The sequence below is a fragment of the Corallincola holothuriorum genome, assembly GCF_003336225.1.
GTDB classification, from domain to species: Bacteria; Pseudomonadota; Gammaproteobacteria; order Enterobacterales; family Neiellaceae; genus Corallincola; species Corallincola holothuriorum.
Genome location: NZ_QPID01000012.1, coordinates 1 through 18,749, shown reverse-complemented (window position 1 = coordinate 18,749; position 18,749 = coordinate 1). Strand labels below are relative to the sequence as shown.

General features: G+C 48.6%; 19 protein-coding genes. 15 read left to right on the top strand and 4 right to left on the bottom strand.

The genetic code is table 11. The features are described from left to right. The first annotated feature begins 14 nt into the window (after positions 1-14). From DU002_RS16745 to DU002_RS16725, 5 genes are all read left to right on the top strand, one after another. Complete coding sequence (locus DU002_RS16745; protein WP_114339597.1) at positions 15-2,087, top strand: type IV pilus secretin PilQ; 2,073 nt, start codon at positions 15-17, stop codon at positions 2,085-2,087. Positions 2,088-2,242: 155 nt separating this feature from the next. Beyond that, a complete protein-coding gene (gene aroK, locus DU002_RS16740) occupies positions 2,243-2,758 on the top strand; it encodes a shikimate kinase AroK (RefSeq protein ID WP_114339596.1) in 516 nt (171 codons plus the stop codon). Positions 2,759-2,774: 16 nt separating this feature from the next. Continuing rightward, positions 2,775-3,842 carry a 3-dehydroquinate synthase gene (gene aroB, locus DU002_RS16735; protein ID WP_114339595.1) on the top strand — a complete coding sequence of 356 codons (1,068 nt, stop codon included), beginning with the start codon at positions 2,775-2,777 and terminating at the stop codon, positions 3,840-3,842. Positions 3,843-3,872: 30 nt separating this feature from the next. After that, positions 3,873-5,396, top strand: coding sequence for an SPOR domain-containing protein (locus DU002_RS16730; protein WP_147271889.1), 1,524 nt, complete (start codon positions 3,873-3,875; stop codon positions 5,394-5,396). Continuing rightward, complete coding sequence (locus tag DU002_RS16725; protein WP_114339593.1) at positions 5,389-6,222, top strand: Dam family site-specific DNA-(adenine-N6)-methyltransferase; 834 nt, start codon at positions 5,389-5,391, stop codon at positions 6,220-6,222. Before DU002_RS16730 ends, DU002_RS16725 begins: the two co-directional genes overlap by 8 nt. A gap of 2 nt (positions 6,223-6,224) precedes the next feature. On the opposite strand, the gene DU002_RS16720 is transcribed toward DU002_RS16725, so the two are convergent. The 3 genes from DU002_RS16720 to DU002_RS16710 form a co-directional block, all read right to left on the bottom strand. Then, on the bottom strand, positions 6,225-6,398 hold the full coding sequence (locus DU002_RS16720) for a DUF2970 domain-containing protein (RefSeq protein ID WP_233496531.1): 174 nt from the start codon (positions 6,396-6,398) through the stop codon (positions 6,225-6,227). 40 nt (positions 6,399-6,438) lie between these two features. Continuing rightward, entirely contained in the window at positions 6,439-6,762 is a 324-nt protein-coding gene (locus tag DU002_RS16715) for a hypothetical protein (RefSeq protein WP_114339592.1), read from the bottom strand. A 157-nt stretch (positions 6,763-6,919) separates the two neighbouring features. Next, complete coding sequence (locus DU002_RS16710; protein ID WP_114339591.1) at positions 6,920-7,630, bottom strand: TorF family putative porin; 711 nt, start codon at positions 7,628-7,630, stop codon at positions 6,920-6,922. A gap of 289 nt (positions 7,631-7,919) precedes the next feature. On the opposite strand from DU002_RS16710, the gene rpe reads away from it, so the two are divergent. The 9 genes from rpe (at position 7,920) to DU002_RS16665 (ending at position 17,241) form a co-directional block, all read left to right on the top strand. Beyond that, a complete protein-coding gene (gene rpe, locus DU002_RS16705; protein ID WP_114339590.1) occupies positions 7,920-8,588 on the top strand; it encodes a ribulose-phosphate 3-epimerase in 669 nt (222 codons plus the stop codon). Next, on the top strand, positions 8,589-9,290 hold the full coding sequence (locus DU002_RS16700; protein ID WP_114339589.1) for a phosphoglycolate phosphatase: 702 nt from the start codon (positions 8,589-8,591) through the stop codon (positions 9,288-9,290). Between the two features lie 33 nt (positions 9,291-9,323). After that, entirely contained in the window at positions 9,324-10,328 is a 1,005-nt protein-coding gene (trpS, locus tag DU002_RS16695) for a tryptophan--tRNA ligase (RefSeq protein WP_114339588.1), read from the top strand. A gap of 147 nt (positions 10,329-10,475) precedes the next feature. Then, positions 10,476-11,078, top strand: a complete 603-nt coding sequence (locus DU002_RS16690) for an anthranilate synthase component II (RefSeq protein WP_114339587.1) — start codon at positions 10,476-10,478, stop codon at positions 11,076-11,078. A 129-nt stretch (positions 11,079-11,207) separates the two neighbouring features. After that, on the top strand, positions 11,208-12,395 hold the full coding sequence (locus DU002_RS16685; protein ID WP_114339586.1) for an HDOD domain-containing protein: 1,188 nt from the start codon (positions 11,208-11,210) through the stop codon (positions 12,393-12,395). A gap of 210 nt (positions 12,396-12,605) precedes the next feature. Beyond that, a complete protein-coding gene (locus DU002_RS16680) occupies positions 12,606-13,820 on the top strand; it encodes an aspartate aminotransferase family protein (RefSeq protein WP_114339585.1) in 1,215 nt (404 codons plus the stop codon). A gap of 28 nt (positions 13,821-13,848) precedes the next feature. Continuing rightward, positions 13,849-14,868 carry an arginine N-succinyltransferase gene (gene astA, locus DU002_RS16675; RefSeq protein ID WP_114339584.1) on the top strand — a complete coding sequence of 340 codons (1,020 nt, stop codon included), beginning with the start codon at positions 13,849-13,851 and terminating at the stop codon, positions 14,866-14,868. A gap of 18 nt (positions 14,869-14,886) precedes the next feature. Continuing rightward, positions 14,887-16,359 (top strand): succinylglutamate-semialdehyde dehydrogenase, encoded by a 1,473-nt coding sequence (gene astD, locus DU002_RS16670; protein WP_114339583.1) that lies wholly within the window; start codon positions 14,887-14,889, stop codon positions 16,357-16,359. Between the two features lie 84 nt (positions 16,360-16,443). Then, the gene (locus tag DU002_RS16665; protein WP_114339582.1) at positions 16,444-17,241 is read left to right on the top strand and encodes a DUF1338 domain-containing protein; all 798 of its coding nucleotides are present in this window, start codon (positions 16,444-16,446) and stop codon (positions 17,239-17,241) included. 67 nt (positions 17,242-17,308) lie between these two features. On the opposite strand, the gene crp is transcribed toward DU002_RS16665, so the two are convergent. Next, on the bottom strand, positions 17,309-17,944 hold the full coding sequence (crp, locus tag DU002_RS16660) for a cAMP-activated global transcriptional regulator CRP (protein WP_114339581.1): 636 nt from the start codon (positions 17,942-17,944) through the stop codon (positions 17,309-17,311). Between the two features lie 306 nt (positions 17,945-18,250). On the opposite strand from crp, the gene DU002_RS16655 reads away from it, so the two are divergent. Next, the gene (locus tag DU002_RS16655) at positions 18,251-18,610 is read left to right on the top strand and encodes a PilZ domain-containing protein (protein ID WP_158538110.1); all 360 of its coding nucleotides are present in this window, start codon (positions 18,251-18,253) and stop codon (positions 18,608-18,610) included. The last annotated feature ends 139 nt before the right edge of the window (positions 18,611-18,749 follow it).

Here is an 18,749-nt window from a genome sequence, read left to right as displayed (position 1 = left end):
ATTCAGGAACGGATATGTTTAGTGAACGGACGGTGAGGCATTTAGGCCAAGTTGTTGGGTCGATAACTTCGGGAGAGTTGAGAGCCGTGATTTCTAATAGGCTAGTAACACTGTTCTTATGCCTGCTGCTGACGCCAAGTGCAGTGAATGCAGCGCAACTCAAGGACATCCGCTATAACGCGGTCGTGGAAGATCTTCTGGAGATCGAACTTGTATTCGATGCGCCGGTTGAAGATCCAGAGAGTCGGGTGAACCATCGCCCGACAGAGATTGAGTTTAGATTTCCTGACGTCACGTCAGATCTGGATCTGCGTAGTATCCCAATTGATAAGGCCGATGTTCGTGGCTTGAGTATTCAGGAAGGTTTCCGTGGTATGAAAATGGTGGTGGGGCTAAAATCCCTGCGTCCTTATCGTACCCAGCGGAAAGGTAACTCCTTTATTATCAGCATTGGTAATGAAGTCGTTGCTGGGCCGACGCCTGATGACGTTTTCCTTAATCGAATTAATGCTCTCGATTTTCGACGTGGGGCGGAAGGCGAAGGTCAGTTTCTTGTTTACCTTGAAGGCCAATCTGCTGCGGTGGATGTGACTCAAAAGGGTGAGAAGCTGATCGTTGAATTCCATAACACTGACATCATGAAAGAACTGATCTACATGATGGATGTTATTGATTTTAATACGCCAGTGAAAACCATCGAGACATTTAAAGGGGAAAACTATACTCAGTTTATGGTCGAACCATTAACTGACTATACCTACAACTACTATCAATTAGATAATCTCTTTACCTTGACTGTTTCCCCCATCTCGGAAGACGAAGATGATGTGTCAGACCAATACGCAGGTCAGCCTATCTCGCTTAACTTCCAGGATATTCCTGTGCGTACTGTTTTACAGATTATTGCTGATTACAACGGATTCAACCTTGTAACCACTGATTCTGTGGATGGCAATATTACACTTCGTTTAGACGGTGTGCCTTGGGACCAAGCGCTTGATATTATTTTGAAGGTTAAAGGCCTTGGTAAGCGAGTAGAGGGACGCATTCTGATGATTGCACCTTCGGAGGAGCTGGCGGTACGTGAAGCTAACGAATTAAAAGCGGAGCGTGAAGTTAAGGACTTGGCGCCTCTGTACTCTGAATATATTCAGGTTAACTATGCTAAAGCGGCGGAATTGACTGCGATTATTACCTCTTCTGATTCTTCGCTGTTATCGAAGCGTGGCGCTGTTTCAATGGATGAACGAACCAATACTTTGTTGGTTCGTGATACCGCGGAACGTTTGGAAGATATCCGTCGTATGATTGATGTACTGGATGTGCCGGTTAAGCAGGTGATGATTGAAGCGCGAATGGTAACCATTAGCGATGGTGTTCAGGAAGACTTAGGTATTCGCTGGGGTATCACAGATACATTCGATGATGGCGCAACGTCCGGCACCCTTGAGGGGGCTGATGCAGCAGCAGCAGGTATTGTTCCTGACTTAGCTGACCGCTTGAATGTAAATCTTCCTGTCGCGTCACCAGCCGGTAGTATCGCATTCCAGGTAGCAAAACTGGCGGATGGTACCATCCTTGACTTAGAGCTCTCAGCTTTAGAGCGCGAAAATAAGGGTGAGGTGATTGCGAGTCCACGTATCACGACGGCTAACCAGAAACCTGCGTATATCGAACAGGGTACAGAGATCCCATTCGTGGAAGCGTCTTCTTCTGGTGCGACATCTGTGACCTTTAAAAAAGCGGTATTAGCGCTACGTGTTACACCACACATTACGCCTGATGACCGTATTATTCTCGATTTGGTTATTACTCAGGATACCAAAGGCGATACTGTACCTACTGGTACTGGTCTAGCGACGGCAATTAATACCCAGGAAATTGGCACGCAAGTTTTGGTCAATAACGGGGAAACCATTGTTCTTGGTGGTATCTATCAGCAGGAAATTAAGCGTGCGGTCAGTAAAGTGCCGCTGCTTGGTGACTTGCCTGGCGTAGGCTGGATGTTCAGAAACACCAGCGATACCAATGAGAAGAAAGAGATCCTGATCTTTGTAACACCAAGGATTGTGACTGAAACTTTCTAACTGGTAGTTAGCTTAAAAAGGGGAGCTTGCTCCCCTTTTTTGATCTTAATTGCCAAAGGGGTACTGTTCCTGAGATAATGGTAGATTGTTCGCGGGTCCTTAACTCTTTAAGGAGAGACCAAGGTTTCACTCTGTTTAATCGGCTGTAGACGGCAATGGCAGAAAAAAGAAATATATTCCTAGTAGGCCCCATGGGGGCTGGTAAAAGTACGATTGGGCGTCATTTGGCGCAAGAACTTCACCTAGAATTTTATGATTCTGATAGCGAGATTGAGAGTCGCACAGGCGCTGATATCGCTTGGGTGTTCGATATTGAGGGTGAAGAAGGCTTTCGCGCTCGAGAAGAGACAGTGATTAATGATCTAACAGAGTTGCAAGGCATTGTGCTTGCAACGGGTGGTGGATCGATCATGAGTAAAGAGAACCGAAATAAGTTATCTGCTCGCGGTATCGTTGTCTATCTCGAGACTTCAATTGATAAGCAGTATGCGCGTACGCAGCGTGATAAGCGTCGGCCTTTATTACAGACCGACGACCCACGTAAGACGTTAGAAGATCTGACCGATGTCAGAAACCCTCTTTATAGCGAGATCGCCGATTTGACTGTGAAGACTGATGAGCAAAGTGCTCGTGTCGTAGCAAATCAAATTATCAAGGAACTCGGTTTTTAAGATAGTGGTGCAGGATATGAGCGTCCTTCAAGTTGTATTGGGTGAGAGAAGTTATCCCATTACTATTGCTCCAGAGGCTTTTCGAGCCGCTGGTGCTGTGGTCAAATATGTGCGTGGTGATCGTGTCATGATTGTCACCAATGAGACTGTAGCGCCGCTTTATCTGGCGCAACTCGAAGCCGCTCTGACCAGCAAGAAAGTTGCTTCTGTGGTTCTACCTGACGGTGAATCGTATAAAACCCTTGATACCTTGAATCAGGTGTTTACCGCGTTGCTTGAAGGAAACCACGGGCGTGACACCACGGTTATTGCACTAGGTGGAGGAGTTATTGGCGATATGGCGGGCTTTGCCGCCGCGTGCTATCAGCGCGGGGTGCCGTTCATTCAAATACCAACGACCTTGCTTTCACAGGTCGATTCTTCTGTTGGTGGTAAAACAGCCGTTAATCACGCTTTAGGAAAGAATATGATTGGGGCGTTCTATCAGCCTCAAGCAGTTTTTATCGATACCCTCTGTTTAGGGACATTGCCTGCAAGGGAGTTCGCAGCAGGGATGGCCGAGGTGATTAAGTACGGTATCATTGCCGATGAGCCCTTCTTTGAATGGTTAGAGCAACATGCGGACGAGTTGCAGGCGTTACAGCCAGAGGCTTTGCGTTATGCGATCGAACGTTGTTGTCAGATAAAAGCGGATATCGTTGCCGCTGATGAAACAGAAAAAGGTGTTCGCGCGCTACTTAATCTGGGACATACATTTGGTCACGCGATAGAAGCTGAACAAGGGTATGGTCAATGGCTACACGGTGAGGCAGTGGCAGTGGGCATGGTGTTAGCCGCAAAAACATCATTAGCGCTCGGTTTGATTGATGAAGCTATGTATCAACGGCAAGTCGCACTCATTCGACTTTATGACCTTCCTGTCGTTCCTCCTGCTGAGATGGACTTCGATTCTTTTATGACGCATATGCAGCGTGATAAGAAGGTATTGCAAGGTAAACTCCGGCTTATTTTGCCAGAGAGAATAGGTCGCTGTGCGATGTTTGACGATGTCGAAGAGGCCGTGTTGCGTTCAGTGCTGGCGTAATGACGCCTATACCCTATTGGAGGGGTGTGTTTGCAAAACGTTCAACACAGTGAAGGCGAATTGTTTGTCTCACAACAGCAGCTGCACGAGCGGTTAGGCTTTCTCGTCGAATTCGATTCAAATATTGTGCTACTAAAAGGTAGCACCGGTAGTGGTCGAAGTACGACACTGCTCAGTTATGTCACCAATCACGACACCACAACTAATCATGCTTTCGTTCAGTGCCAATCGGACGCTGATGTTTGTCACTATCGCCACCAAATACTGACGCAGCTGATCACTAATCCCTTGTTTGATGAAGCCGATCCCCTGTCTGATAGTTTATTGCGGATGTTGCCTGATGAACCGCAAAGAATGTTAGTGGTGTTGGACGATTGCCAGTTTTTCAGCAATGAAGTTTGGCAGGAAATTGCTGAGTTAATTATCACCTTTCGCCGTGATGGAAAGCATCAATTATCGGTGATTGGCTCCATAGATAGCTCAGCTAACCTGTCACTGGCCGGTTTGGTTGGTGATGGCGTCGTAGAGGTGGCTATGCCACCTTTGCCGATGGAGGAACGCCGCCATTTTCTATCTGAATTACTCGCGGCAGAGCCATCTATGCTGCTCAACAACGAAGCGATTGAACGTCATCTTGCATTAGCAAAATCACCTGCCGCCGTTATGGCGCTGGCAACAAAAATTAAGGGAGGCGGTGTGAAGAAAACAGCATTTCCGTGGCAACATGCAGTGCTAGCGGGGTTGGTCACTGCGCTGCTTATCGCTTTGTTGTTGTGGGAATTCCAGCCATCTCCCGACGATGCTTCTCCACGCGTTGAACCTCGCCCTGTAACTGAACGGCTACCTGACGATGAAAAGCTATCTGATCAGGCAATTGGAGAAGAGGTCGTAAAAGCGCCTTCTGTACCGGCAGAGAACCCGATATTGCGTGCCGATGAGTTACTGCCTGCTGAATTGACCGAACCGCCAGTGGAAATTGAAGCTGCGCCGCCAAGTGGTCAAAATGTGGTAATCGAGATCCCCGATGAGCTGCTGATTGAGGCTGAACAGCAGAACCTGCTGCCAGTATCTCCTTCCGTCTCGCCGATCTCGACCGAGGAAAGCGATGGCGATGAGTCAGGTGCAGAGGAGACCGACCCTGCCACAGTGATTCCTGAGGCGAGCTTGGATGTCACCCCTGAGACAGATGAAAAAAAGTTCGTAGCTTTGCCGGTGACGCAAGAAGATGCGGAAGTTCGCCAGCGCATATCTGCGTGGCCAACAGCGCATTACACACTGCAACTAGGTGTATTTTCTGACGAAGCCGTTCTTGCACGTTTTTACCAGCGAGCAGAAATTGCGCTACTGAAGGATGATATTCTCGAGTACATTGTGACCAAGAAGGGGCTGCCTCGTCATGTGCTTATCTTGGGGAACTTTGCTACTCGTGCAGAAGCTACGGCATACCTGCAAGCGTCTTCGGCAGATCTGCGCGCCTTAAAGCCTTGGACAAAAAGTGTTGCAGCTGTGCAAGCGGATATAACAGAAGCGCAGGGGGCTGTGCGTAGTGAGTAGTAAAGTGCGTGCTTTCCTAAAGTGGGCGGGCGGAAAGTATGGGTTAGTTGAAGAGATCAATCGGCGCTTACCCTCAGGTGATACCTTAGTAGAACCTTTTGTAGGTGCTGGTTCGGTATTTATTAACTCTGATTATAAAAATTACCGATTAAACGATATTAATCCTGATCTGATTGGTCTTTATCAGCTCCTAGCTGATCAGGGAGATAGGTTTATTGCTGCGGTGAAACCGCTATTTTCAGAGCAGCATAATACGCCAGAAGCTTACTATCATTGGCGACAAGTGTTTAATCAGAGTGCTGATCCTGAATTGCGTTCGCGACTCTTCCTCTACTTGAATCGTCACGGCTATAACGGGCTCTGTCGTTACAATAAGAAAGGTGCTTTCAATGTGCCTTTTGGTCGTTATAAGCGCCCATACTTTCCAGAAAAAGAGATGGCATTTTTTGCTGAGAAAGCGAAACGAGCCACGTTTACCTGTATGCCTTTCGCCGAGGTGATGCGGGCTACCGGGCCAGGCGATGTCGTGTACTGCGATCCTCCCTATTGGCCACTTAGCCCCACTGCCAGCTTTACCTCCTATCATGGTGCTGGATTCAATCGCGCCGAGCAGGAGTCTTTGGCGCTGGTAGCACAAGAGGTCTCCTCAAAAAACGGGGTGCCCGTATTAATTAGTAACCATGAGGTAACCGAGACGCGAGCACTTTATGCTCCTGCTAATTTAGATATAGTCCGTGTTAAGCGTACTATCAGTCGTAATGGGTCAGGGCGGCAAAAGGTAAGTGAGTTGCTTGCTTTTTACGAAGGGCGGTTAGTCGCGGAATAGGCTTATTTATCTAGTACCCAGCTAACGACAGCTATCAGCGTTAGCACCAGCATTAATGCCATAACGATGCCAGCAATGATAAATGGCACCGGATTGTGGTACTGAAAATCTTGTTTTCTCGCCGCTTCACTCTGCACGCCAAAGAAAGCCGATACTACCGCTCTTATGGCTCGCAACGGGTGAACTGATATCTTCTTCGGGAGTTGCAATTCAACCCTAGCTCTGGGGTTCTTTCGGCGAGATAGGCTTATCAGTAGTATTCGAACGGGATAGGAGTTCAAGCAGATCGATGAAGTGATATTCTGCCGAACGACTATCGCCAGCTAACCATGCCCACCAGCTTTCATTTGATGCTTTGTTTTGCAATGAGCAGCGGTTTGCAGGGTGGCTGACCGGAAGGCTGGCGTCAAAAGTAATGCTCTCTGCTTCGCAGGAACATGCGTCACCCAGGCTTGTACTAGTGGGCCACTGATGGAAAGCAACAATAGAGCTTAAAACTACGGTTGCTGCACTTGATAAAAAGATCTTCGAACGAATCATTTCACTGCCTCCCTGACAGAGATACAAACAAATATACCACTGCTAATAAAGGGAAACTATGCTTGGAGTGTTAAATAAAGGTTAAATTTTGAGCGGTGTATGCTGTGACAAGAAATAACGCCGCCGGATGGCGGCGTTTATGTTACGGCTGTTGTTCTTACAGATCGAAGTCAACAGCGTAAGAAACAGCAACTTTAACATCGTCTAAGTTGCCGCCGTCGATGTCAGTTTTAGAAACCAACAGACCGAAGCCGCCTTTAGACAAGCTTACGCTGTAATCGGTATAGCTGTCGCCAAACCAATCTTCTGCAGAATCACCGCTGAAGTTACCTACGTGTAGGCCAAGCTCTAAGCCTTCTGAAATTTCAAAAGCGGCGTCAGCATAGACGTAAACCCAGTCATCATCCTGGCCGTCGCTGAATGCGTCATCGCCAGAGTTAACCAGTGTTGCTGCACCTACGGTGAAGTAAGAATAGCTAACAGAACCATATACCTCGCCTAAGTCGATTTCAGCGCTGTCGTCTGGGTATGCATAGTAGATGTAACCTACGTCATAACCGAAGTCACCAACTGCTCCTGCGTAGCCGAAGTAGAAGTCTGCTTCGTAAGATGCGTCGAGTCCGGTTACTTCATCACCACCAAAATCTACGTTTGATGCCCATGTACCTACATAGATACCTGAAGAATGTTCATAGTCGATGCCACCCTGTACGGCTGCGCCGTCATCAGTTTGGGTCACACCACGCCATAAGTAGTTGCTAGTTACGCTAGCGTTGGCTGACAAGCCTTCGATGGCGTATGCGTTAGTAGAAGCGAGTGCTGCAACACCCAAAACTGAGCTGATAGCTAAAGAAAGTGCTTTTTTCATTTTAGTATTTTCCTGGGTTTGGAATTATCGCTGTGGTTAAAGCGATCATCGTGCCAGTTTTTTTAAGGCTATGAAAAGTAATGGTTAATATGGTTTTTGGCCTTGGTGCCGCGGGAAGGGATATCAATTTTTGTAACATCATGGTGCATTAGTTTTACAAAACATTTATCAGTGCATTATTTTGGTGCGGCGCTTTAATTGAGTGCATCCTTCGCGAAAACTGGAGCTGAAAAACTGCCTACTTTTTAGTACACTGCGTCTCTCTTAATAGCTCGGCGAGAAACCACTCATGCAACCTTATCTACTTGCTCCCTCTATCTTATCTGCAGATTTGGCCCGTTTAGGTGAAGAGGTCACCCATGTGCTTGAGGCGGGGGCGGACGTTGTGCATTTTGATGTGATGGATAATCATTACGTGCCGAATCTCACTTTCGGCCCGATGATTTGCCAGGCATTGCGAAACTATGGCGTGACTGCGCCAATCGATGTGCATTTGATGGTGTCACCGGTAGATGAGCTGATCGAACAGTTTGCCGATGCGGGTGCGAGTATGATTAGCTTTCATCCGGAGGCGAGCCAGCATGTCGATCGTTCGTTGCAACTGATCCGAGACAAGGGTTGTAAGGCCGGGTTGGTGTTGAATCCGGCAACGCCATTGCAGGTGTTGGACTATGTATGGGACCGTTTGGACTTTATCTTATTGATGTCAGTTAACCCTGGATTTGGCGGGCAGGCATTTATTCCTGCAACGCTGGCTAAGATCGAAGCGGTGAAACAGCAGATAGAGCAGCGTGGCCTGAATATTCGTTTAGCTGTCGATGGTGGCGTGAAACAGGACAATATTGTCGAGATCGCCAAAGCTGGCGCAGATATGTTTATTGCGGGTTCAGCCATTTTTGGCCAAGGTGACTATAACGAGGTGGTCGGCCAATTCCGTCAGAAGTTGGCCACCGTTTAAATGCCGTCGTCCTTTCGTCAGATCCGTGCCATTGCATTTGATCTCGATGGTACGCTGCTGCACAGCGCACCGGACCTGCACTATGCGGTTAACCAGATGCTGATTGAACTTGGCCGTGAACCGGTGTCACTAGGACAGGTAACGGGCTGGATCGGGAATGGTATTGAAGTCCTTGTGCAGCGTGCGCTCAGCCGTAGTTTCAATGTTGATACTCGCTTGGAGCCAGAACTTGTTGAGCAGGCGTTGGGCTTGTTTAAGCTGTTTTATGCCAACGCACTACACCGCTTTAGCTCGCTATATCCTGATGTAGAAGCCGTGTTGATGGCGTTGAAAGCGGCAGGCATGAAACTGGCTATTGTTACTAATAAAGCGACTGAGTTTACCTTACCGTTAGTCCAACAGTTCGGCTTGTCAGGTTTGATTGACTTGGTGGTCTGTGGTGACACGCTGCCACAGAAAAAACCGAGTCCCGATCAGTTGCTATATTGTGCCGAGCATTTTGATATCTCCGCCACTGAGTTACTGATGGTGGGAGATTCTAGGAATGATATTCAAGCCGCAAAAGCAGCCTTGAGCCCGAGTATTGGCTTGACCTATGGCTACAACTACGGGGAAGATATCGCTCTTTGCAACCCGGACCGGGTACTTAATCAACTAGCGGAGCTCTCGGCGCTGTTATTATCTGTGCCTGAATCCGTGTAACTAATTTTTCAAAGCATTTGCAGGAACATTCACATGTCTAAACCCATCGTCCTTAGCGGCGCGCAGCCTTCCGGCGGTCTTACCATTGGTAACTATTTTGGCGCCATACGTAACTGGATTAAGTTACAGCAGGATCATGAGTGCTTATTCATGCTGGTGGATCTGCATGCGATCACGGTCCGCCAAGAGCCAGCGCTGCTGCGCGAGCGTACTTTTGATGGTATGGCGTTGTATCTCGCTTGTGGTTTAGATCCACAACAGAGCAGCGTGTTTGTCCAGTCACATGTGCCAGAGCATGCTCAGTTAGCTTGGATATTGAACTGTTATACGCAGATGGGTGAACTGAATCGAATGACTCAGTTTAAAGATAAGTCGCAGAAAAATGTCAACAATATCAATGTGGGCTTGTTTGGTTATCCGGTATTGATGGCGGCAGATGTATTACTGTATCAAGCCAATAAAGTACCTGTGGGCAATGACCAAAAACAGCATCTAGAGCTGACTCGCGATATCGCGACCCGTTTTAACAATCTTCATGGCGATACTTTTGTCGTACCGGACCCCTTTATCCCCGAAGTGGGGGCTCGGATCATGAGCCTGCAGGAGCCAGAGAAGAAGATGTCAAAATCAGATGATAACCCGAATAATTTTGTCTTGATGTTAGAGGAACCAAAGAAGATCGAGAAGAAGATTAAACGGGCGATGACCGATTCTGATGAGCAGGCGCGGATCTATTTCGATCAGCAAGAGAAAGCAGGTGTATCCAATCTGCTGACATTGCTGAGCTGCGCGACAGGAGAATCCGTGGAAAGTTTGGTGCCGCAATACGAAGATAAAATGTATGGCCACTTGAAGAAAGACGTTGCCGATGCTGTGGTCTCGATGTTGACGCCTATCCAACAACGTTATAAAGAGCTGCGTGAAGATGAAACGGCATTGACGCAGATAATGGCGGTAGGTGCAGAGAAGGCATCAGCGATCGCTTCTGAGACCTTAAAAACGGTGTATGAGCGCGTCGGTTTAGTCGCTCGTCCTTAAAGTATTGTTACCGCAATAGAAGGGCTGTCATTGAAGGCAGCCCTTTTCTTTTCAGACGATTGCTTGGCGTATGGCGCACGTCGGTTTTGCCTTAAGATTTATACTGAGGGTTGAGTCTATAGGCGGTTATAGAGTAGGTAGAGATAGATGCTGTTAATGATCGATAACTATGATTCGTTTACCTATAACCTGGTGCAGTATTTTATGGTGCTCGGCCAGCAGGTCGAGGTGGTTCGTAACGACGAAATAACGCTGGCTGAGATCGAGGCGCTAGCACCAGAGTATCTGGTGATCAGCCCGGGTCCCTGCACTCCTGATGACGCTGGTATTTCGCTGCCGGCTATCGAGTACTTTGCCGGTAAGCTGCCTATCTTGGGTGTCTGCTTAGGTCATCAAGCGTTGGGGCAAGTTTTCGGTGCGACAGTCACTCTTGCCAGGCAGATGATGCACGGCAAGACCAGTGCCATTAGCCATCGTGGCGAAGGGATCTTTTGTGGATTATCGAACCCACTCACAGTGACCCGCTATCATTCGTTGGTGCTGGACGTTGCGAGCCTTCCCGACTGCCTTGAAGTGACCGCCTGGACTTGCGACAGCAATGGCAAGATGGATGAGGTGATGGCAGTTAGGCATAGAGATATTGCTTTGGAAGGTGTGCAATTTCATCCTGAATCCATTCTCAGTGAGCAAGGGCATGAACTGCTGGATAACTTCTTAACGCGTTACGCGCCATCCTGCTCCCCGATTTGAATTAGCTACTGCGCTTGCTTTTGGTGCTGGTGTATTTCGCTGGCATCACATTTACTCATTGTTAGGCGGGTGTTCATAAGGAAAGCCGTTAGAATATGAGAGACGATTATTGATCCCTTGAGTATCTAAATGGCATCAGCAACAACGCCGTCGCGGGGGCGTTTTCATTCTCAATCATCACAAACCTGCGACCATGAGACCGAGTTAGATCTGAATGGATCCGCTCATATCCTCGAACAGCGTCACTTGGATTATCTTTGTGGCATCCCTTTCCATACCCCCTCTGAGCTCATTGAGTCTAGTGATGAACAGCAGGTCAAGCTGCAGGGACTGGCTATTGATCAGCAGCGTCGACAACAGCATGCGCAGCGACTGGCGCAGAAAGAGATGCTGAGGGCAACCTTAGTGCAACGGATCACCGCCCAAACTGAAGCGAAATTGACAGAATTACTCACTGGTGATTGGCCGGTTGTGCTTCAGCAACTGCCGATCAATCCCAAGCTCACTGAGTCATTAGCCATGTTGGCGCTTGATGCGCCAACATCCCACCTGGAGCAGCAGCTACGGCAGCTGTCCTGGCTGACACGAGAATTGCTCGCCACGGTTAATTCGCCGTTATTCAAGCAAAGCCACGCAATTACGACGCCAATAGTTGACCTGCCCCATGCGCTGGCAAGCTTTGGTCAAGAACGCTTGAAGCAGTTGTTAGCACGACATTTATGTGAACAGATGTTGCCGGATGATAATCGACCTTTCGCAAATTCTGCTCGGCGGCTTTGGCAACATGCGCTGGTTAGTGCGAATGCCGCGCATTATTTGGCAGAGAAGCAGGGGTTAGATCCCTATCTCGCGGGTCGTTTAAGTTGGGTCAACAGTTACGGCTCGCTGACGCTATTGAGGTTGATTAAGCAGATCTTTCTGGCACTGTGTGAGCATCACATGCAACAGGCAAGGTTGACAGCTAAACCTGAGATCCATCAAGTGCTTAGCGAGCTAGATCTTCCTGCTACCATGCTCAAAAGGCAATTTTCCCGTTACCAGAAAGTGATCACGAAAGCGCTTTTGCCGCAGATTTCTCCTGAATGTAAAACATGTGTTACAGTCAGCCGAGAGCTGCATAGTTCGTTGCCGTGGAAACTCACCTCGCCATACGCTCGAATCGTGAAGTTTGCTAGCTGTTATAGCCAGTATCTATGCTTGAATGAACAGCGTCGGATACAGCTCGATGAGGCTGTAAAGTTAATGGCACAGTACGGTTTTTCAGGTGACGATCTACAGGAATTAACACGGCAAAATCTTAAAAAAGCGCGTGCATAGCCATAGATTGAGTTTGTTATGCAATAACTATGCATTTAAATTGGGTCTCTAGTGCTTATTTTGCATGTTTATTCGTTGTTTAATCAAAATTTCCCTTAGTTGTTCGCATTGGTAATAATGCGGTTACATTAGAGTAGGCTCGGCTGCATTGATATTGAGCAATGAATAGCCAATGTGCCTTCACAAATTCTCGGCCATAGGAGCCAAAATATGTCAGAGTCGAACGTTTCTCGAGCCCTTTTTGATGAAGTAATGGTGCCCACCTATGCACCTGCGAAGATGATCCCAGTTAAGGGAGCAGGTTCACGGGTTTGGGATCAAGAGGGACGGGAATATATCGACTTCGCGGGTGGCATCGCTGTGAACTGTCTGGGTCATTGTCACCCAGCCATGGTTGACGCGGTGAAGGCGCAAGCAGACAAGCTTTGGCACTTGAGCAATGTGTTCACTAACGAGCCAGCACTGCGACTCGCTAAGCAACTCACGGAAGCAACCTTTGCAGACAAGGTGTTTTTTGCCAACTCAGGTGCAGAGGCGAATGAAGCAGCGCTGAAGTTGGTGCGCCGCTATGCCGTTGAGAACTTTGGTGAAGAAAAAGACCAAATTATCTCTTTCAAACAGGGCTTCCACGGCCGAACTTTTTTCACTGTCACAGTCGGTGGGCAAACCACTTACTCCGATGGCTTCGGCCCTAAGCCTGGTGCGATTGAGCATTCCCCCTATAACGATTTGGCAGCGCTGGAGGCATTGTTTTCTGATCGTACCTGCGCCGTGATGATGGAGCCGCTGCAAGGGGAAGGTGGAATTATTTCTGCTGATCCTGAGTTTGCTAAGGGCGTTAGAGCGCTATGTGACAAATTTAATGCACTGCTGGTATTTGATGAGGTGCAAACAGGGGTTGGTCGTACTGGCGAGCTATACGCTTATATGGGGCTGGGAGTGACACCTGATGTGCTGACTACCGCGAAGGCATTGGGTGGCGGCTTCCCTATCGCAGCCATGCTCACCACAGATAAATTAGCGCCTTCCCTGAAAGTCGGGACTCACGGTAGCACCTATGGTGGTAATCCGATGGCTTGTGCCGTGGGTGAGGCGGTTCTTTCGTTGGTGAATACGCCTGAAGTACTGGCGGGTGTTAAGCAGAGAGAACAGTGGTTCCGTGATGCTCTGAATCAAATTAATGAAAAACATCAGGTATTTGCTGAAATTCGTGGTCAAGGGCTGTTGGTCGGCGCGGCATTAAACGAAAAGTACGCTGGTCGTGCGCGAGACTTCTTAATGGCGGCTGTCGAAGAGGGCACCATGATGTTGGTGGCAGGACCTAATGTGCTGCGCTTTACCCCGTCATTGATTATTCCCGAAGCCGACGTAAAAGAGGGATTGGCTCGATTTGAGCGCGCTGTTGCTAAGATCGTGACTGCTTGATAGCCGGGATATAGAGGGAGGTATAGCTATGTTAGTGATCCGTCCTATTAGAGAATCGGACTATGCGTCGCTTTATCAAATCGCCTGCGAATCGGGGATCGGTTTTACCTCCTTGCCTGTCAATGAAGAGTTGCTGCGATCTAAGATCACTCGAGCTGTTCGTTCCTTCTCCCGTCGAGCTCATAAACCGGGAGCGGAAAGTTACTTGATGGTGATGGAAGACACCGAATCCGGCGATGTGGTTGGCACATGTGGCATTGAGGCGTGTGTTGGCTTGACCGATGCCTTTTATCACTACCATGTTGGGCAAGTGGTGCACTCTTCCCGCGAATTGAAGATCCATAATATGGTGGAAACGCTGACTCTGTGTAATGACTACACGGGGGCGGCCGAGCTTTGTACGCTATTCCTGCGTGAGAGCCACCGTAAAGGCTTGGCAGGTCGTTTGCTGTCTCGTAGCCGAATGTTACTGATGGCCGAGCATCCAGAGCTGTTTGGTGCCCCTGTGATCGCAGAGATGCGTGGAGTGTCCGACGAACATGGCCGCTCACCTTTCTGGCAATGGTTAGAACAGCATTTTTTCTCCATGGATTTTCCAACCGCCGATTACCTCACGGGTATTGGTCAAAAAGTATTTATTGCCGAATTGATGCCGAAGTACCCTATTTACGTCAACTTGCTGAGTAAAGCGGCGCAAGAGGTGATAGGTCGTGTTCATGAGAAAACACAACCAGCCTTGCAGCTACTGAAAACAGAGGGGTTTAGGTGTAAAGGTTATGTCGACATCTTCGACGCTGGGCCAACGGTTGAGGCTGAACTAAGCCAGATCCGCAGTGTGCGTAGCTCCCAGCGTCGGCATGCGTTGCTCGCAGAGGTCGACAAAGGTTCGCTGTATATGATCGCGAATACCCAGTTAGCTCAGTATCGCTGTACCTTGGTTGAGGCCGTGCTCGATGATGAAACCGGCGCCATAGTGATATCGCCTGAGGTTGCAGATGTTTTATGTGTAAAGCAGGGGGATCCTCTGCGAGTACTGGCCGTGAAGTAAGCCACGAGGAATATAATAATGACAGAGAAAGTACAGTACATCGATGGCAAATGGTTAGCGGGCAGTGGTGAGCTGTTTAGCTCTATCAATCCGGCGACGGGTGAAGTGGTTTGGCAGGGAAATATGGCAGACTCTGCGCAGATTGATGTGGCTATTAGTAGCGCCCGTGCTGTTTCGTTTGAGTGGGCGCAGCGTAGCTTCGAGGATCGATTGACCATTATTCGTCAATTTGGCGAGCAAGTTGCTGGCGCGAAAGAATCATTGGCCTTGGTGATCTCCAGAGAGACCGGCAAGCCGTTGTGGGAGACGCGTACCGAAGTCGCAGCGATGCTGGCGAAGATCGAGATCTCTGTCAAAGCCTATGAAGAGCGCAGCGGCACCGTCGAGAAAGCGATGCCAGTAGGTCGCGCAGTTATTCGCCACAAGCCCCATGGAGTAGTGGCCGTCTTTGGGCCTTACAACTTTCCCGGGCACCTCCCTAATGGGCATATTATTCCGGCCTTGCTGGCTGGCAACTGTATTGTCTTTAAGCCCAGTGAACAGACACCTATGGTTGGTCAGGAAATGGTTAACTTATGGCATGCCGCTGGTCTTCCTGCCGGTGTGATCAATATGGTGCAAGGGGCTGCTGAAACCGGTAAGCACCTGGCTGGCCATCGCGGTATTGATGGTTTGTTTTTTACCGGAAGTTCCCATACAGGCAAGCTGTTGCATCAGCAGTTTGGTGGGCAACCAGAAAAGATCTTGGCGCTAGAGATGGGGGGGAACAACCCGTTGTTGGTGAAAGATGTCAGCGACCCGCAAGCCGCGGTGCATGACATTGTCCATTCAGCCTATATCTCAAGCGGCCAGCGCTGTACCTGTGCTCGTCGTCTATTCCTGCCAAAAGGCGGTGAAGGGGATCAGATATTGGCGCGTCTTATCAAGGCGGTCGAGTTGATCCGAGTCGGCGGGCCGGAGGATGAGCCGCAACCTTTCATGGGGCCAGTTATTTCGCCTGCGGCGGCTGATGCTTTGATGCAAGCACAGGAAGAACTGATTGCCATGGGTGGTAAGTCACTCGTGATGATGCAACGTGGCGATAGTGCGAACGGCTTTATTACCCCGGGACTCATTGAAGTGAGTCAGATCGAGCGATTACCGGATGATGAATATTTTGGTCCGTTACTACAGGTGATCCGTTACGATGATTTTGAGCAAGCCTTAGAAGTCGCGAATGATACCCGTTATGGCTTATCTGCAGGGCTGCTGAGTGACCGCCGAGATCTCTATGATCTGTTTTACAATCGCATCCGTGCTGGGATCGTGAATTGGAACCGACCAATTACTGGCGCTAGCAGTGCGGCACCCTTTGGCGGTGTAGGTGACAGTGGCAATCATCGTCCCAGTGCTTACTACGCGGCAGACTATTGTGCTTATCCGGTGGCCTCTGTGGAGGTCGAGCAGATCTCTATGCCAGATAAATTAAGCCCTGGACTAACCATCGACTGAGCCTGCTTGGTGAAAGTTTAATGAGTAGGGGTCAATCTGGCCCCGCTATCCTTTGTAATCCTAAAATAAGAGTTGAGGTGCCCAATGCATCAACAAGCAACCACCCTGTTTGACGGTTTGTGGCAGCACTACCTGCAAGTGACACCGTCGGCAGAAAAAATACATAACCTGTTGGGACAGCAGGGTGAGATCATCAACGATCATATTGCACTGCGGACCTTTAATCTGCCAGGTATTGGTTTAGATGTTCTTGCCGCTCATTTTCTTACACTTGGATACGAAGCCAAGGAAGAGTATCAATTTGTTGGAAAGAAGCTGTTTGCCCGGCACTTCGAGCATCTCGATCCTGCTTTGCCGAAGGTGTTTATCAGTGAGTTGCTAGTAGAACAGTGTTCCCCGGAATTGCAGCAGATCGTAGAGGCGTTGGCTGCGCAGATGGACAAGTCCGTGGTGACTAACGATGACTTTCTCTATTCTGGCCGTCATTGGCAATGCTCACTGCAGGAGTACAAAAGCTTACTGGCTGAGAGCGAGTACGCGGCTTGGATGGCCGCTTGGGGCTATCGTGCTAACCACTTCACTGTGTCAGTAAATCATTTGCCCGCTTACCCTACACTCGCATCTGTTAATGAGGCTCTAAAACAAGCAGGCTTTGCACTTAATAGCAGTGGCGGTGAGATAAAAGGCTCTCCTGGGGTGCTGTTGGAGCAGTCCTCAACCTTGGCTGATCAGGCTAGCGTGCTATTTAGTGACGGTAAGCGACTGGTTCCTAGCTGCTTCTATGAGTTTGCCTTGCGCTATCCTATGGCTAATGGTGAGCTTTATACCGGATTTGTTGCAGCTTCAGCGGATAAAATTTTTGAAAGTACAGACGTGCGTTAGGTGTTGCTCTTAGGACAACAAAAAGGCAGCCCTGAGGCTGCCTTTTCTGTATTCACACAAGTGAAGTTTAGCGTGTGCCAAAAACCACTATAGTTTTCCCGTGTGCATGGATGAGGTTTTGCTCTTCCAACATCTTTAAGATGCGGCCCACGGTTTCACGAGAACAACCAACGATTTGGCCTATCTCCTGACGGGTTATCTTGATCTGCATGCCGTCAGGATGGGTCATCGCATCCGGCTGTTTTGCCAAGTTAAGCAATGTTTGTGCAATGCGGCCTGCAACATCCAGAAACGCAAGATCACCTACTTTCTGGCTGGTGGTCTGCAAGCGGGCAGCCATCTGACCTGAAAGTCGCATCAAGATTTCAGGGTTAACCTGAATCAGTTGACGGAATTTCTTATAGGAGATCTCTGCTACTTCACATGGTGCTTTAGCTCTCACCCACGCCGTACGTTCTGGTTCTTCTTCGAATAAACCGAGTTCGCCGATAAAATCGCCTTGATTAAGGTAGGAAAGGATCATCTCCTTGCCTTCTTCATCTTTAATCAGTACCGCGACTGAACCCTTAACGATGTAGTACAAGGTATCAGCTTTTTCGCCAGCATGGATCAGCGTACTTTTTGCCGGATACTTGTGGATATGGCAGTGGGAAAGGAACCACTCCAATACCGGGTCGGCCTGTGGTTTGCCTATTAGGGCCATGGGTACTCCTTCCTGTCTTTTGTTTTTAACTTATATATGGTTGACCGACTGGATGTCGAAATCACCACGTTTATCTATTAGCCTTGTAACACCTTGTTAACACGCGGCGTCAACAGGCTACACTACCACAGTTTGTGGCAAAGCCAAGTAGTTATCACTGACCTGAGTCGTGTTTGCTCCGGTTTCGCACAGTTATTTGTCTGTTAAGCCTGCTCTCGAGCGCAAAAACAGTGAAGGAAAGCGAACAGTTACTTGCTAGTCGCCTGTTTGATGATACATTTATGCTATATATCAAGAGGTTTTTGCATGAGTGACGAGCAGGAACGGCGTCGAGAGACCCGCTATAAACTCCGGAATACTATCACTGCGCAGATTAAGCCTGCGGGATTGGGTGGTATGTTCGCCAAACCGGTCAATATCATGGTGATAAATGTCAGTCCTAAAGGGGTCGGGATCCATTCAAAGGAAGCGCCCCCAGGCGGCAGTGACGCAAAAGTAAAAGTAACGGTATTAGGATTAGGAAATAATCGCACCTTTAGCGGTAAGATTAAGCATCTCAATATTATTCAAAGTGGTTATATGTTTGGCATTGAGTTGGATCTGCCGAAGCATGAAAGTCTAATCTCTTACTTTAAAAGCTGTGAAGCGGAATTTGATATTCGTTGATATATCAGCAATCTGTGCCGTCCTAAAATAAGTTGACGGTTTTTAACTAAGCCAGCGCCCATTCAGCGCTGGCTTTTTTATGCACCTCTTCAGGTGTTTTCATATCAAGGCTTAAGTGCGGCCTTAATCGATTGTAGAT

Coding starts and splice junctions, on each gene's coding strand:
- DU002_RS16710 (WP_114339591.1), bottom strand. CDS start 7,630: ATGAAAAAAGCACTTTCTTTAGCTATCAGCTCAGTTTTGGGTGTTGCA.
- astD (WP_114339583.1), top strand. CDS start 14,887: ATGACAGAGAAAGTACAGTACATCGATGGCAAATGGTTAGCGGGCAGT.
- DU002_RS16685 (WP_114339586.1), top strand. CDS start 11,208: ATGGCATCAGCAACAACGCCGTCGCGGGGGCGTTTTCATTCTCAATCA.
- DU002_RS16700 (WP_114339589.1), top strand. CDS start 8,589: ATGCCGTCGTCCTTTCGTCAGATCCGTGCCATTGCATTTGATCTCGAT.
- crp (WP_114339581.1), bottom strand. CDS start 17,944: ATGGCCCTAATAGGCAAACCACAGGCCGACCCGGTATTGGAGTGGTTC.
- DU002_RS16665 (WP_114339582.1), top strand. CDS start 16,444: ATGCATCAACAAGCAACCACCCTGTTTGACGGTTTGTGGCAGCACTAC.
- DU002_RS16655 (WP_158538110.1), top strand. CDS start 18,251: ATGAGTGACGAGCAGGAACGGCGTCGAGAGACCCGCTATAAACTCCGG.
- DU002_RS16745 (WP_114339597.1), top strand. CDS start 15: ATGTTTAGTGAACGGACGGTGAGGCATTTAGGCCAAGTTGTTGGGTCG.
- DU002_RS16690 (WP_114339587.1), top strand. CDS start 10,476: ATGCTGTTAATGATCGATAACTATGATTCGTTTACCTATAACCTGGTG.
- aroB (WP_114339595.1), top strand. CDS start 2,775: ATGAGCGTCCTTCAAGTTGTATTGGGTGAGAGAAGTTATCCCATTACT.
- DU002_RS16680 (WP_114339585.1), top strand. CDS start 12,606: ATGTCAGAGTCGAACGTTTCTCGAGCCCTTTTTGATGAAGTAATGGTG.
- aroK (WP_114339596.1), top strand. CDS start 2,243: ATGGCAGAAAAAAGAAATATATTCCTAGTAGGCCCCATGGGGGCTGGT.
- astA (WP_114339584.1), top strand. CDS start 13,849: ATGTTAGTGATCCGTCCTATTAGAGAATCGGACTATGCGTCGCTTTAT.
- trpS (WP_114339588.1), top strand. CDS start 9,324: ATGTCTAAACCCATCGTCCTTAGCGGCGCGCAGCCTTCCGGCGGTCTT.
- rpe (WP_114339590.1), top strand. CDS start 7,920: ATGCAACCTTATCTACTTGCTCCCTCTATCTTATCTGCAGATTTGGCC.
- DU002_RS16715 (WP_114339592.1), bottom strand. CDS start 6,762: ATGATTCGTTCGAAGATCTTTTTATCAAGTGCAGCAACCGTAGTTTTA.